The sequence below is a fragment of the Mycolicibacterium sarraceniae genome, from assembly GCF_010731875.1.
Classification (GTDB): Bacteria; Actinomycetota; Actinomycetes; order Mycobacteriales; family Mycobacteriaceae; genus Mycobacterium; species Mycobacterium sarraceniae.
In genome coordinates this window covers 2,187,607-2,200,499 of sequence record NZ_AP022595.1, presented here as the reverse complement: position 1 = coordinate 2,200,499, position 12,893 = coordinate 2,187,607, and the positions used below count along the sequence as shown (strand labels likewise).

Sequence of the window (12,893 nt, the reverse complement as noted above, 5' to 3'; positions counted from 1 at the left end):
GTCGCGTTTTTCGGATTCGGCGGAGCACTGACGGGTTGGCACGCCAAGACACTGTCTGCCGCTGGGCTCGTTTGTCTAGGTCGTGTCTGCTAATTGCGGACACGGTGGAAGGTGATGATTGCGGCTAGGGTGACTCCGCCGAGGTAGCTCAGAGCGTACTTGTCGTAGCGACGAGTAACCCGTCACCCCAACACGTGCCGTCCGACGATCATCGGCAGATCCAGGAAGGTCCGGATCCCCGGCGCGGTAGTGCACACCGGCGAAATGGCATGCACCGCATGCATAGCCGTGCCCGAGCAGCCCTGATCGGTCTCGTCCTCGCCGCGCGTGGCGATCTTCGATTCCAGCACCATCGACGGCTCCCCCTCGACAGTGACCTTCCACCCACGCCCCGTCGGCCAGTCCGGCGCCTGCTCGTCGCCGAGCCAGGTGCGGATTCATCTCGCCCTGCGGCATGTACAACACGCAGTCGGCATCCAACGCGACGATCTCGTCGATGTCCTTGGTGGTCCGCACGCCGATCGGCCCGATGCCGCACACGTCACCGACGTCACGGCCCGCCTTGTCGTCGCTATAAACCAACGCGCCGACCAGCTCGAGGTCGGGATGTCGATGGACGGCGGCAACGGAATGCTTGCCCACCGATCCGATGGCCCACTGGACGACTCGCAGCACCAGGTGATAATACTGTAAGCCATGCGGTAATGACCTCAATTGAAGCGTCTTGACCAGCGGCCGACAAGTCACTTCACTGGGTTATGCCCGAATTCGAAACCGTGCTCTACGCAACCGACGGCCCCGTCGCCACCGTCACCCTCAACCGGCCCGAACACCTCAACACCATCGTCCCGCCCACGCCCGACGAGGTGGAGGCCGCCATCGGACTGGCCGAACGCGATCCGTCGATCAAGGTCATCGTCCTGCGCGGCGCCGGTCGGGCATTCTGCGGCGGCTACGACTTCGGCGGCGGATTCCAGCACTGGGGTGAGTCGATGATGACCGACGGCACCTGGGATCCTCGACGGGCTTATGCGCAATACTCCCGAAGCCCTGGACTTCATCAAGACGGCAGGGACCCAAGGCGTGCGCGCGGCCGTCGAACTGCGCGACGGGCCGTGGGGTGACTACAGCCAGGCGCGGCCGGAGCGGCGGCCGGACCCGTCCCACATCGTCGAGCCCTACGTCGATCTGGCCAGACTCACCAACAGCGAGACGATCACCCCGATGATCACCAGGCCGCCGCCGACCACCAGGCTGATGTTCAGCCACTGATGCATGCTGTCCTGCGCCGTGTTGACCAGCACGTCGGCGATCCGCCGGATGTCACCGGTGGAATTGTCCAGCACCGCATTCAGCCGTCGCCGTCCGAATTCGATTGCGGCCCAACCCGCCGCGCCCACAACCAGCGCTGATACACCAAGACCTACCAGCATCTTGCCGCGGCTTCGGGCGACGAACAGCGTGAACAACGCGAACACCCCGGTGATCACCGCCAAGCCGACGCTGACCCACGGACCATAGGTGCCCGCCAGTCGCAGCGCACCAGGCCGCAATACCGCAGGGGCGTTGTCGGTTAAGGGAATCGGTACCGCGGTGGGCACCGTGATGTCGTAATCGGCCAACGTCTCCTTGAACGCGACATCGGAGAGCATCGGCGCGATGTCGATCACCCAGCGGCCCTGCGAGTCGACGCTCGAACGAATCGAATCGGTGAACAGCCACCGGTGCGCGAAGCGGTTCGCCTGCGCGAACTGCCCGGGAAACGATGCGCCCGAGGTGTAGGTAGCGGCGACCAGACTCACCGTCCCCGTGTTGACACTGGTGCCCAGCCGGCCCACCTGCGTCGTCAACTCCGACGCCATCGCCGACTGCAACGCGGGATCGGCGGCCGCCTTCTGCGCCAGCGCCGCATAGCCGCCTTCGTCGACCAGATGCTGTTGCACCCATGCCGTCGGCAGGGCGAGTGCCAACAACAACGTCGTGACGAGCCACATCAGCAGCGTCGCGGCGAACCGCACGCGTCCTCCTCTGCGGGGACGCGCGGGGTCTAGTCGGAGTGAGTCGCGCGGCCCACAATCAACGGGTCGGGAGTCCCAACCACCTCATGGTCTTTGTTGTCGTAGTTGAACTTACTCAGCACGTGGCGCATCGCGTTGATCCGCGCGCGTTTCTTGTCGTTGCTTTTGATGACCGTCCACGGCGCGATCTCGGTGTCCGTCCAGGCGAACATGTCTTCCTTGGCCGCGGTGTAGGCGTCCCACTTGTCCAGCGACGCCAGATCCGTCGGCGACAGTTTCCACTGCCGCACCGGGTCGACCTGACGGATGGTGAACCGGGTACGCTGCTCGCTCGCCGAGACCGAGAACCATAGCTTGGTCAGGCTGATGCCGTCGTTGACCAGCATCTGTTCGAACAGCGGCGCCTGCCGGATGAACTCGGCGTGCTGCCTGGGCGTGCAGTACCCCATCACCCGCTCCACCCCGGCGCGGTTGTACCAGGACCGGTCGAACATGACAATCTCGCCGGCGGCAGGCAGATGGTTGACGTAGCGCTGGAAGTACCACTGGGTGGTCTCGCGCTCGGTGGGCTTCTCCAGCGCCACCACGCGCGCGCCTCGGGGGTTGAGGTGCTCCATGAAACGCTTGATGGTGCCGCCCTTGCCGGCAGCGTCACGGCCCTCGAACACGAAGACGTGCCGCAGCCCGTTGGACTGGCTCCACTTCTGCAGCTTCAGCAGTTCGATCTGCAGCAGACGCTTCTGTTGCTCGTACTCGTTGCGCGTCAAGCGCTCGTCGTACGGGTAATTCTCCCGCCAGGTATCGACGGCCAGCCCTGCTGCGTCGAGCAGCACCGGGTCGTCGTCATCATCATCAAAGATCGTGTAGCCATGGCTTTCGAGTGACACGGCCGGAAATTATCAGCGGGAGGCAAACCTGAAGTGTCTTGAGGGTGAACGAAGGACCGCGGCCAAGCACACCAGTGCACTGCCCAGCAGCAGGCCGCCGACAACGTCGGTGAAGTAGTGATAGGTCGCCGCCTGACCGAGCATCCCCAGCAGCGTCCAGACACTTGCCACCACGACGAGCCACAGCCGCGCACCGGCGACCAGAATCGCCATGCCCACCGCGACGACCATCAGCGTCGTGTGTCCGCTGGGATAGGCGAGTGCGCCACCCTTCTCCCGGCCGAACCAGACCTTGAACACCCGCGAAAGCCACACGGCGACAACAGGAGTCGCTACGATAACCGCGGTCAGCAGCCATCGCCGGCGATAACCGGCCAGCGCCAGAGCGCCGAGCAGGATCACCGCGATCGTGCGCTGGTCGGTGAAGAACAGCAGCCAGCCGAGCACGCTGCCGTGGGCGCGCTGGAACCAGTCGTCGATCGGTGTCGTGCCCGCCCCCACCGCCCAACCGAGCAGCGCCAGGGCCGCCAAGCCGATCGGAGGCCACCACCGGACCACATTGACGGTCAGCGGGCGATACCCCGTACGTAGGCCGCCTGCCCGAGATGCTGCGCGCAATCCTCGATGATGCTGACCAATCGGATGCTGGCCGTGACAGGCGGATTCCAATTCGTGTCGACCACCCGGGCGAGCTCGTCGGTGGTGACACTGGCGATGTACTCCAGCGTCACTTTGTGCACCGCGTGGTAGTAGCCGGCGAGCAGATCGGCGGGCGCACGAACCTTGCCCACGTCGTCGGGAGTGTGCCCGTAGCCGTGCGCATCGCGCGGCAGGTCCAGCCCGAAGCGGTCCACCCACTCGCCGGTGAACCACACCTGCTCGGTTCCGGCGATGTCGGCGATTTGAGCGTCTTGAACCCGGGCACTGTGCCAGATCAGCCAGGCGATGCTGTTGGCCGTCGACGTCGGCCGGAAGAACGAGACCTCGTCGGTCAGCGCGTCGGTGAGGTCGTTGACGTGTTCGATGATGCGGGCGAAAGAGTCCCGCAGCAGTTCACGGGCGGCGTTGGCGTCAGACAGCGAGTCAGTCATGGGCGTTGACGCTACGCGCCGTCAAAAACCGCTTCGATGTTGTTGCCGTCAGGATCGCGGACGAAGGCGCCGTAGTAACCGGGGTGGTATTCGGGCCACGGCCGCGGCGCGTGCAGCGACTCGGCACCAAAGCCCATCTGACGCGTAAAGCCGAGCACGCCGTCGTAGAACTCCTTCGACTTCGCCCAGTCGCTGCAGTTGATTCCGAAGTGGTCGATCACAGCTTCCATACTGGCAGCCGTCGTAATCTGAGACCATGAGTTACGACTTGGTCATCCGCAACGGCACACTCGTCGACGGTCTGGGCGGCGACCCCTACCGCGGTGACGTCGCCATATCCGACGGCGTCATCGTCGCGGTCGGCACCGTCGACGGTTCCCGCGCCCGCGAGATCGACGCGACCGGACTGCTCGTCACCCCGGGCTTCGTTGACCTCCACACCCATTACGACGGTCAGGCGATCTGGTCGGACCGGATGACCCCGTCGTCGGCCCACGGCGTGACGACGGCGGTGATGGGTAACTGCGGCGTCGGGTTCGCACCCTGCCGCCCCGAGGACCACGACGTACTCGTCGACGTCATGGCCGGCGTCGAGGACATCCCCGGTGTCGTGATGGTCGACGGACTGCCGTGGACCTGGGAGACCTTCCCCGAATTCCTCGACGCAGTGGACGCGCGGCAGCGCGATATCGACGTCGCCGCGTTCCTGCCGCACTCCCCGCTGCGGGTGTATGTCATGGGTCAGCGTGGCGTAGACCGCGAGCTGCCCACCGCCGAGGACCTGGCGATGATGCGCAAGCTGGCCGCAGAGGCGATTCACGCGGGCGCGCTCGGCTTCGCATCGTCACGGCTCACCTTGCACAAAACTTCTGGCGGACAGCCGATTCCGAGCTACGAAGCACAGTACGAGGAGATCGAGGCGATCGCCCGCGGTGTCGACGACGCTGGCGGCGGCCTGCTGCAGTTCGTGCCCGATCTGATGGCAGGCGATTACGAGGGGGCACTCAGTGCCGTATTCGACGTCGCTTCCGAAGTGGGCCTGCCCGTGACGTTTACGCTCGCGATCGGCAACGCGGGACCGCCGATCCACCTCGACGCCCTGCGCATGGTCGAGAAGGCCAACGCAAATGGAGGCGATGTCACGGGACAGATCTTCCCGCGGCCGATCGGCTTGGTGCTCGGCCTGGACCTGTCCGGCAACCCGTTCGTTCTGTACCCGGCGTACCGGGAGATCGCCGACCTGCCGCTGGCCGAGCGCGTCGCTGAGATGCGCAAACCCGAAGTCCGCGAGCGCATTCTGAACGACAAGCCGGCCAGCGACGGGCATCCGTTGATGTTCGCCGCCCAGGCGTGGAACTACATGTACCCGCTCGGCGACCCGCCCAATTATGAACCCGCAGAAGAAGATTCGATCGGCGCCCGGGCCATTGCTCGCGGCGTCAGCCCGCTCGAGGAGGCCTACGACCGGCTGCTCGACGATGACGGTCACGCCATGCTGCTCGTCACGCTGGCCAACTTCCGCGACAACTCGCTGGACACGGTGGCGGAGCTGATCCAGCGCGAAGACGTCGTCCTCGGCCTCGGCGACGGCGGCGCCCATTACGGAATGATCTGCGACGCAAGCTTTCCCACCTATATGCTGACGCATTGGGTGCGAGATCGGGCGGCAGGCCGGCTGTCGGTGGAGCGGGTGATCCAGGAGCTGACGTCGGTGCCCGCCCGCATCGCCGGACTGGCCGACCGCGGCCGGCTGGCGGTGGGCTATAAGGCCGACGTCAACCTGATAGACGCCGACGCGCTGCGGTTGCACCAGCCGACCATCAAGTCTGATCTGCCCGCGGGCGGACGCCGGCTCGACCAGACCGCCGACGGCTACGTCGCAACGATCGTCGCCGGTGAGGTGATCGCGGAGAACGGCGTACCCACGTCCGCGCGGCCAGGGAAGCTGATTCGCGGGCGTCAGCCGGCGCCCGCCCTGTGAGTCGGATTCAGCCGCTGGCGCAGCCGTGGAGTCCCGAGGACGCGAACGACATCGGCAACTGGGGCCATCCCGACCCATGAGCATCAAGGTCGATCTCGATCAGCTCGCCGACGCGTTGAGCGGCTACTCGATCGGCTACTTGATCACCGTGAGCGACGACCACTGCGCCACACCGTCGCCGTCGAAGCCCGGCTCAGTGGCGGGGTTCTCGATGTCGGCACCGTCGGCAACAGCACCCGCCGCAACGTCTGCGGCCACTCCGACACAACGCTGCTGTGGCCGCCGCTCACGCCCGGCGGCTACACCCCTCATCGTCGGCGACGACTGCGTCCCGCTGTAGCCGCCGACTGTGCGGTTTCATCCGCAACGCGCCGCCGACCGCGGATGAGAACGCACACTCACCAAGTCCGAGGGCAACCTTGAGCGACGAGCGCGCGACCGACTCGGCCGAGGAACGCACCTAGATCGTTGTGCAGCATCGAACTAGTCACCCGGACGTCCGTCCATCCCAACTCCGGCAATCTGGCGTAGCGCTCAACATCTTTTGACCGCTGCTTCGGATTGGTCCAATGGTGAGCACCATCGAAGTCGACGCCGACGCGGTACTCCGGCCAGCCCATGTCCAGTCGAGCGACGACAAATCCATACTCATCTCGCACGCGTATCTGGGTGTCTGGACGCGGAAAGCTGTTGCACACGAGGCGAAGTCGGGTCAACGTTTCGTACGGTGACTCCGAGCCGCCGTCGACCAGCTCCAACACTCTCCGCAGTTGTCTGAGCCCGCGGACGCCGCGATGACAGTCGATGACGGCGTTGACATCTTCGACCTTGACATCCGTGGCCTGCATGAGCGCATCGATTCGTTGCACCGCGGGCGTTAGAGCGAGCCGGCGGCCGAGATCGAATGCCGTACGAGCTGGCGTGGTGATCAGCAGTCCGAGCGCCTGTTGCGTTTCTCCGGGCAGCAAGCGGTCGGAGTGCACGACGACCTGTGCCGGCGGACGGCGATTGACGTACACCAGTTCAGCCGCCGCTTCAGGCTCAATCCACTTGGCCCCCAACAGCGCAGAGGCCGATAAGCCCGCGAGCACACCCCGGCGACTCGACCAGAGCCACGCGGCCCGAGCGCGATCTAAGGCCGAGATTTCGACGCCACGCGGAGCCCAGACACCCGGATAGATGGCGGCATGGAATCGCCTGAGCTCACGGAATGTCAGCACTTCGGCGTCGAGCATCTCCTTCGCGATGAAAGGCCAGGGAACGGTCTGCATGCGCGAAGACTGCCAACACACCGCAAGATGTGCGTCCGGCCATCCCCAAGGGGCTCGAGTGTGCGGACTGATACGCCTATCACGGCATGTTGCGGATGAATCCGCACACCCGCGGGGCGGCTGGGCGTACACGGAAAAGGCCCTGATGCGCGGAGCGCATCAGGGCCTTTTCCGTTGACAGACTTAGAAGTCCATACCGCCCATGCCACCGGTCGGGTCGCCCGCAGGTGCGGCGGCCTTCTCCGGCTTGTCGGCGACGACGGCCTCGGTGGTGAGGAACAGAGCCGCGATGGACGCTGCGTTCTGCAGCGCCGAGCGGGTGACCTTCACCGGGTCGGCAACGCCGGCCTTGAGCAGGTCCTCGTACACACCGGACGCGGCGTTGAGGCCGGTCCCCTGCGGCGAGTTGGTGACCTTCTCGGCGACAACGCCGGGCTCCAGGCCCGCGTTGAAGGCGATCTGCTTCAGCGGTGCCGACAGCGCGACGCGCACGATGTTGGCACCAGTGGCCTCGTCACCCGTGAGCGACAGCTCGTCGAGAGCCGGGGCCGACTGCAGCAGAGCCACGCCGCCACCGGCGACGATGCCCTCTTCGACAGCGGCCTTGGCGTTGCGCACGGCATCTTCGATGCGGTGCTTGCGCTCCTTGAGCTCCACCTCGGTGGCAGCTCCGGCCTTGATCACCGCAACACCGCCGGCCAGCTTGGCCAAGCGCTCCTGCAGCTTCTCGCGGTCGTAGTCGGAGTCGCTGTTCTCGATCTCGGCGCGGATCTGGGCAACTCGGCCCTGAATCGCGTCGGCATCGCCGGCACCCTCGATGACGGTGGTCTCGTCCTTGGTGACGACGATCTTGCGCGCCTGGCCCAGCAGGGAGACGTCCGCGGTCTCGAGCGAGAGGCCGACCTCCTCGCTGACAACCTGGCCACCGGTCAGGATCGCGATGTCCTGCAGCATGGCCTTGCGGCGGTCACCGAAGCCCGGAGCCTTGACGGCGACGGACTTGAAGGTGCCACGGATCTTGTTGACCACCAGGGTCGACAGGGCTTCGCCCTCGACGTCCTCGGCGATGATCAGCAGCGGCTTGCCCGACTGAATGACCTTCTCCAGCAGGGGAAGCAGGTCCTTGACCGTCGAAACCTTCGACGAGACGAGCAGGATGTACGGATCCTCGAGGACCGCTTCCTGACGCTCGGCGTCGGTGACGAAGTAGCCCGAGATGTAGCCCTTGTCGAAGCGCATACCCTCGGTGAGCTCCAGCTGCAGGCCGAAGGTGTTGGACTCTTCGACGGTGATGACACCCTCGTTGCCGACCTTGTCCATGGCCTCGGCGATTAGGTCACCGATGGTCTGGTCACCCGCCGAGATACCGGCGGTGGCAGCGATCTGCTCCTTGGTCTCGACCTCCATGGCGCTCTTGAGGAGCGTCTCGGAGATCTTCTCGACGGCCTTCTCGATGCCGCGCTTCAGACCAAGCGGGTTGGCGCCGGCCGCGACGTTGCGCAGACCTTCGCGAACCAGAGCCTGGGCCAGAACGGTGGCGGTGGTGGTGCCGTCGCCTGCGACATCGTCAGTCTTCTTGGCGACCTCTTTGACCAGCTCAGCGCCGATCTTCTCGTACGGGTCCTCCAGCTCGATCTCCTTGGCGATGGACACACCATCGTTGGTGATCGTGGGGGCGCCCCACTTCTTCTCCAGGACAACGTTGCGACCCTTGGGGCCCAGCGTCACCTTTACCGCATCGGCGAGGGCGTTGAGGCCCCGCTCGAGGCCACGGCGTGCCTCTTCGTCGTAAGCAATGATCTTGGACATTGCGAAGTGAATCCTCCGGTTGGGGGTTACACGTTCTTGGGTCGGACACAGTGCCCGCGACGGACGACCGCAGCTGTGTTCTGCTTCGGTCTCACCGTCCCGACCTAGCACTCGCCGGTCGGGAGTGCCAACCACATTCTTAGCACTCGGCATAGGCGAGTGCAAGAAGATGAATCAGCCGTTCACCCGGCGCGTAACCCCGCCACGATGACATTCGTGATCCGATCGGCGACATCATCGCCGTATTCCTGGCCGCTCTTGCAGACCACCAGCAGCGCCTTGAGTTCGGCGACGCCGACATCGGCCCGGGCGGCGCCCGCCCGCTGCGCCGCCACCAGCAACTCGCCGAGGACGCCGAGGAATTCCGCCTCGGCTCCCGGCGCCGCCGCGTCGAGGTCGATGCCATAACTCGCCAGCGCCTCGACCATCCCGTGGTCGGCCGCACTCGCGCGCACCGTCTCGCGGACGAATTCGAACACAGCGGTGGACGGGTCGGCGGCCAGCAGCTCGCGCCCGCGCGCCACGACCATCCGCACCCGATCGCCGATGACGGCCTCGAACAGCGCTTCCTTGGTCGGGAAGTGACGGTAGACGGTGCCCGCACCGACGCCGGCCCGGCGGGCGATCTCGTCGATGGGCACCCCCAGCCCCTGCTCGGCGAAGACGTCATAGGCGACCTGCAGCACCCGAGCACGGTTGCGCGCAGCATCGGCCCGCAGCGGCTTGCAGCTCAGACCCACCTCACACCCCTCCCGCGTTGACAAAGCGGGGCGCACGTTCCGTATAGTTGGAGTAACCGGGGCGTGCGCTCCGTTTATCCATCGTAAACGAAGAGCATTACATGGCCCCCTGGACTGCCGCCGACATTCCGGACCAGACCGGCCGCACCGCCGTCATCACCGGGGCCAACACCGGGCTCGGGTACGAAACGGCCCGCGCGCTTGCCGCCAAGGGCGCGCGCGTCGTGCTCGCCGTACGCAATCTCGACAAGGGCAAGGCCGCCGCCGATCTCATCGGCCGGCGCTACCCCGGCACCGACGTCGCCGTGCAGGAGCTCGACCTCACCTCACTGGACTCGATTCGGGCGGCCGCCGACCAGCTGCGCGCCGGCCACGACCGGATCGACCTGCTCATCAATAACGCCGGTGTCATGATGACCCCGAAGCAGACCACCAGGGACGGCTTCGAGCTGCAGTTCGGCACCAACCACCTCGGCCACTTCGCGCTCACCGGCCTACTGCTCGATCGCCTGCTTGCCACACCGGCCTCGCGGGTGGTGACCGTCAGCAGCAACGGCCACCGCTTCGGCGGCATCCGGTTCGATGACCTGCAGTCCGAGCGCAGCTATAGCCGCACCGGTGCCTACGGCCAAGCCAAGCTCGCCAATCTGCTCTTCACCTACGAATTGCAACGACGGCTGGCCGGGTCCACCACCATCGCCGCCGCGGCGCACCCAGGAAGCTCGGCCACCGAATTGGGCCGCAATTTACCCAAGATCGTCGAGCTCGGATTCGGCCTGACGGTTCAGGACGCGGAGATGGGAGCGCTGCCGCAACTACGCGCCGCCACCGACCCAACCGTGTCGGGCGGCCAGTACTACGGTCCCGGCGGCTTCCTGCAGATGCGCGGCTACCCGAAGGTTGTGTCGTCCAATGCAAAGTCCCACGACCTTGCCACGCAGAAACGGCTCTGGGCGGTCTCCGAAGCGCTGACGGGTGTGGTGTTTCCCCTGGCTTGAGGTACGGGCTGGGGCCAATGTCACTGCATGTGCCGCGCTATCCCCCGCCGCGCTACGACGGCACCGGCGCGGTCAGCGCGACCCTACGCACGGCGAACACCCCGGCCGACTTCGAGTCGTGGGGGGTCACGTACACCTACCTGGCCACCGAACGATCCACCGGTGGCGAGTTCGGGTTATGTCGGGTCGACCTGGGCCCGCAAGCCGGCAGACAGGGCGATTATCTCTGCGTCCCGCCGGGCGGCTTGCACGGATTCGGCAACGTGTCCGACGAGGAGCGCCGTGAGTCCTTCGACCGCACTGACAATTTCTTCCCCGAACCGCCCGACAACAAAGATGCGTATCCGTAATCCGTTGCGCTAAGGTTCTTCTCGACCGGAGAGGAGTCCCAGGGGTGCGGGCAGTTGATGCGCCCAGCACCCAGGCGTTACGGGGCTGGCAGCGACGGGCGTTGGTGAAGTACCTGGCCGCCAAGCCGCGCGATTTTCTGGCGGTCGCAACCCCCGGCGCCGGTAAGACAACCTTCGCTCTGCGGATCGTCGCCGAACTTCTCGCCGAGGGCACTGTCGAAGCCATCACGATCGTCGTCCCGACCGAGCATCTCAAGATTCAGTGGGCACAGGCCGCCGCGCGGCAGGGCATCTCCCTGGACCCCAGGTTCTCCAACTCGAACTCGCAGACCTCTGCGGAGTATCACGGCGTCGTCGTCACCTACGCCCAGGTCGCCAGCCACCCGACCCGGCACCGGGTGCGCACCGAGAACCGCAAAACCCTGGTGATCTTCGACGAGATCCACCACGGTGGGGACGCCAAGACGTGGGGCGACGCCATCCGGGAGGCCTTCGAGGACGCGACCCGCCGGCTCGCGCTCACCGGCACCCCGTTCCGCAGCGACGACAGCCCGATCCCGTTCGTCACCTACGAGACGGGTCCCGACGGTCTCGCCCGCTCGCAGTCCGACCACAGCTACGGCTATTCCGACGCCCTCGCCGACGGCGTCGTGCGCCCGGTGATGTTCATGGCCTACTCCGGCGAAGCCCGTTGGCGCGACAGCGCCGGCGAAGAGCACGCGGCCCGCCTGGGCGAGCCGCTCACCGCCGAGCAAACCGCACGGGCGTGGAAGACCGCGCTCAACCCCGCCGGCGAATGGATGCCCGCAGTGATTGCCGCGGCCGATATCCGGTTGCGCGGGCTGCGCGAACACGTGCCCGACGCCGGCGGCATGATCATCGCCTCCGACCAGACCGCTGCCCGCGCCTACGCGGATCTGCTGCTCAAGATCACCTGCGAGGCGCCGACCGTCGTGCTGTCCGATGACAAGGGGGCCTCGGAGCGCATCTCGCAGTTCGCGGCGAGCACCTCGCGCTGGATGGTGGCCGTGCGCATGGTGTCCGAAGGTGTCGATGTGCCGCGGCTGGCCGTCGGCGTCTATGCCACCAGCGCATCGACACCGTTGTTCTTCGCCCAGGCGATCGGCCGGTTCGTCCGCTCGCGGCGGCCGGGCGAGACCGCCTGCATCTTCCTGCCCTCAGTGCCCAGCCTGCTGCTGCTGGCCAGCGAGATGGAAGCCCAGCGCAACCACATCCTCGGCAAGCCGCACCGGGAGAACCTCGACGACGATCCGCTCGAGGCCGAGCTGGCCAAGCAGAACCGCGACGAACCCGACGCGGGCGAGAACAAGATCGAGTACCTCGGCGCCGACGCCGAGCTCGACCAGGTGATCTTCGACGGGTCGTCGTTCGGGACAGCGACGCCCGCGGGCAGCGACGAGGAGGCCGACTACCTCGGCATCCCGGGCCTACTTGACGCCGCGTCGATGCGAGATCTGTTGCGGCGCAGGCAAGAAGAGCAGATCGAGAAGCGTACCGCCAGTGGTGAAGTGCCGCGGCTGACCACCCACGGTCAATTGCGGGACCTGCGAAGCGAACTCAACACCCTGGTATCGCTGGCACACCATCGCACCGGCAAGACCCACGGGCAGATTCATAACGAGCTGCGCAGGGTCTGCGGCGGTCCACCCGTCGCGGCGGCCACCAGCGATCAGCTCAAGGCCCGCATCGAAGCGGTACGCAAGTTGTCGCAGCGCGATACCTGAGCC

14 protein-coding genes and 2 pseudogenes are annotated in these 12,893 nt (G+C 66.1%); 5 read left to right on the top strand and 11 right to left on the bottom strand.

Annotated features, from left to right (window positions below):
- Positions 1–182: 182 nt before the first annotated feature.
- Together G6N13_RS25055 and G6N13_RS25050 are read right to left on the bottom strand one after the other, a co-directional pair.
- Entirely contained in the window at positions 183–353 is a 171-nt protein-coding gene (locus G6N13_RS25055; protein WP_235678139.1) for a hypothetical protein, read from the bottom strand.
- Positions 354–522: 169 nt separating this feature from the next.
- Positions 523–642 (bottom strand): annotated as a pseudogene (locus G6N13_RS25050) (dihydrodipicolinate reductase); the annotation flags it as partial.
- Between the two features lie 116 nt (positions 643–758).
- On the opposite strand from G6N13_RS25050, the pseudogene G6N13_RS10920 reads away from it, so the two are divergent.
- A pseudogene (locus tag G6N13_RS10920) lies at positions 759–1,179 on the top strand (enoyl-CoA hydratase-related protein); the annotation flags it as partial.
- Here G6N13_RS10920 and G6N13_RS10915 read toward each other — a convergent pair.
- The 5 genes from G6N13_RS10915 to G6N13_RS10895 are packed head-to-tail and all read right to left on the bottom strand — an operon-like array spanning position 1,179 to position 4,217.
- Positions 1,179–2,018 (bottom strand): hypothetical protein, encoded by an 840-nt coding sequence (locus G6N13_RS10915; protein WP_163696958.1) that lies wholly within the window; start codon positions 2,016–2,018, stop codon positions 1,179–1,181. The pseudogene G6N13_RS10920 and the gene G6N13_RS10915 sit on opposite strands and share 1 nt — an antisense overlap.
- Before the next feature lie 29 nt (positions 2,019–2,047).
- Complete coding sequence (ppk2, locus tag G6N13_RS10910) at positions 2,048–2,905, bottom strand: polyphosphate kinase 2 (protein ID WP_163696956.1); 858 nt, start codon at positions 2,903–2,905, stop codon at positions 2,048–2,050.
- Positions 2,906–2,917: 12 nt separating this feature from the next.
- Positions 2,918–3,523, bottom strand: a complete 606-nt coding sequence (locus G6N13_RS10905; RefSeq protein ID WP_235677995.1) for a phosphatase PAP2 family protein — start codon at positions 3,521–3,523, stop codon at positions 2,918–2,920.
- Positions 3,472–3,996, bottom strand: a complete 525-nt coding sequence (locus tag G6N13_RS10900; protein WP_163696954.1) for a mycothiol transferase — start codon at positions 3,994–3,996, stop codon at positions 3,472–3,474. Before G6N13_RS10900 ends, G6N13_RS10905 begins: the two co-directional genes overlap by 52 nt.
- Before the next feature lie 11 nt (positions 3,997–4,007).
- A complete protein-coding gene (locus G6N13_RS10895; protein ID WP_163696952.1) occupies positions 4,008–4,217 on the bottom strand; it encodes a VOC family protein in 210 nt (69 codons plus the stop codon).
- A 35-nt stretch (positions 4,218–4,252) separates the two neighbouring features.
- On the opposite strand from G6N13_RS10895, the gene G6N13_RS10890 reads away from it, so the two are divergent.
- Positions 4,253–5,977 (top strand): N-acyl-D-amino-acid deacylase family protein, encoded by a 1,725-nt coding sequence (locus G6N13_RS10890; RefSeq protein WP_163696950.1) that lies wholly within the window; start codon positions 4,253–4,255, stop codon positions 5,975–5,977.
- 135 nt (positions 5,978–6,112) lie between these two features.
- On the opposite strand, the gene G6N13_RS25675 is transcribed toward G6N13_RS10890, so the two are convergent.
- The 4 genes from G6N13_RS25675 to G6N13_RS10875 form a co-directional block, all read right to left on the bottom strand.
- The gene (locus G6N13_RS25675; RefSeq protein WP_268949113.1) at positions 6,113–6,235 is read right to left on the bottom strand and encodes a hypothetical protein; all 123 of its coding nucleotides are present in this window, start codon (positions 6,233–6,235) and stop codon (positions 6,113–6,115) included.
- A 140-nt stretch (positions 6,236–6,375) separates the two neighbouring features.
- The gene (locus G6N13_RS10885) at positions 6,376–7,248 is read right to left on the bottom strand and encodes a type IV toxin-antitoxin system AbiEi family antitoxin (RefSeq protein ID WP_163696947.1); all 873 of its coding nucleotides are present in this window, start codon (positions 7,246–7,248) and stop codon (positions 6,376–6,378) included.
- A gap of 183 nt (positions 7,249–7,431) precedes the next feature.
- Positions 7,432–9,057, bottom strand: a complete 1,626-nt coding sequence (gene groL / locus G6N13_RS10880) for a chaperonin GroEL (RefSeq protein ID WP_163696945.1) — start codon at positions 9,055–9,057, stop codon at positions 7,432–7,434.
- 182 nt (positions 9,058–9,239) lie between these two features.
- Positions 9,240–9,797, bottom strand: a complete 558-nt coding sequence (locus tag G6N13_RS10875; protein WP_163696943.1) for a TetR/AcrR family transcriptional regulator — start codon at positions 9,795–9,797, stop codon at positions 9,240–9,242.
- 101 nt (positions 9,798–9,898) lie between these two features.
- Between G6N13_RS10875 and G6N13_RS10870 the strand changes: the two genes are divergently transcribed.
- The 3 genes from G6N13_RS10870 to G6N13_RS10860 are packed head-to-tail and all read left to right on the top strand — an operon-like array spanning position 9,899 to position 12,890.
- The gene (locus tag G6N13_RS10870) at positions 9,899–10,795 is read left to right on the top strand and encodes an SDR family NAD(P)-dependent oxidoreductase (RefSeq protein WP_163696941.1); all 897 of its coding nucleotides are present in this window, start codon (positions 9,899–9,901) and stop codon (positions 10,793–10,795) included.
- Between the two features lie 17 nt (positions 10,796–10,812).
- A complete protein-coding gene (locus tag G6N13_RS10865) occupies positions 10,813–11,145 on the top strand; it encodes a cupin domain-containing protein (RefSeq protein ID WP_163696939.1) in 333 nt (110 codons plus the stop codon).
- Between the two features lie 44 nt (positions 11,146–11,189).
- Positions 11,190–12,890 (top strand): DEAD/DEAH box helicase, encoded by a 1,701-nt coding sequence (locus G6N13_RS10860; protein ID WP_163696938.1) that lies wholly within the window; start codon positions 11,190–11,192, stop codon positions 12,888–12,890.
- The last annotated feature ends 3 nt before the right edge of the window (positions 12,891–12,893 follow it).

Coding starts and splice junctions, on each gene's coding strand:
- G6N13_RS25055 (WP_235678139.1), bottom strand. CDS start 353: ATGGTGCTGGAATCGAAGATCGCCACGCGCGGCGAGGACGAGACCGAT.
- G6N13_RS10900 (WP_163696954.1), bottom strand. CDS start 3,996: ATGACTGACTCGCTGTCTGACGCCAACGCCGCCCGTGAACTGCTGCGG.
- G6N13_RS10890 (WP_163696950.1), top strand. CDS start 4,253: ATGAGTTACGACTTGGTCATCCGCAACGGCACACTCGTCGACGGTCTG.
- G6N13_RS10885 (WP_163696947.1), bottom strand. CDS start 7,248: ATGCAGACCGTTCCCTGGCCTTTCATCGCGAAGGAGATGCTCGACGCC.
- groL (WP_163696945.1), bottom strand. CDS start 9,057: ATGTCCAAGATCATTGCTTACGACGAAGAGGCACGCCGTGGCCTCGAG.
- G6N13_RS10870 (WP_163696941.1), top strand. CDS start 9,899: ATGGCCCCCTGGACTGCCGCCGACATTCCGGACCAGACCGGCCGCACC.
- G6N13_RS10865 (WP_163696939.1), top strand. CDS start 10,813: ATGTCACTGCATGTGCCGCGCTATCCCCCGCCGCGCTACGACGGCACC.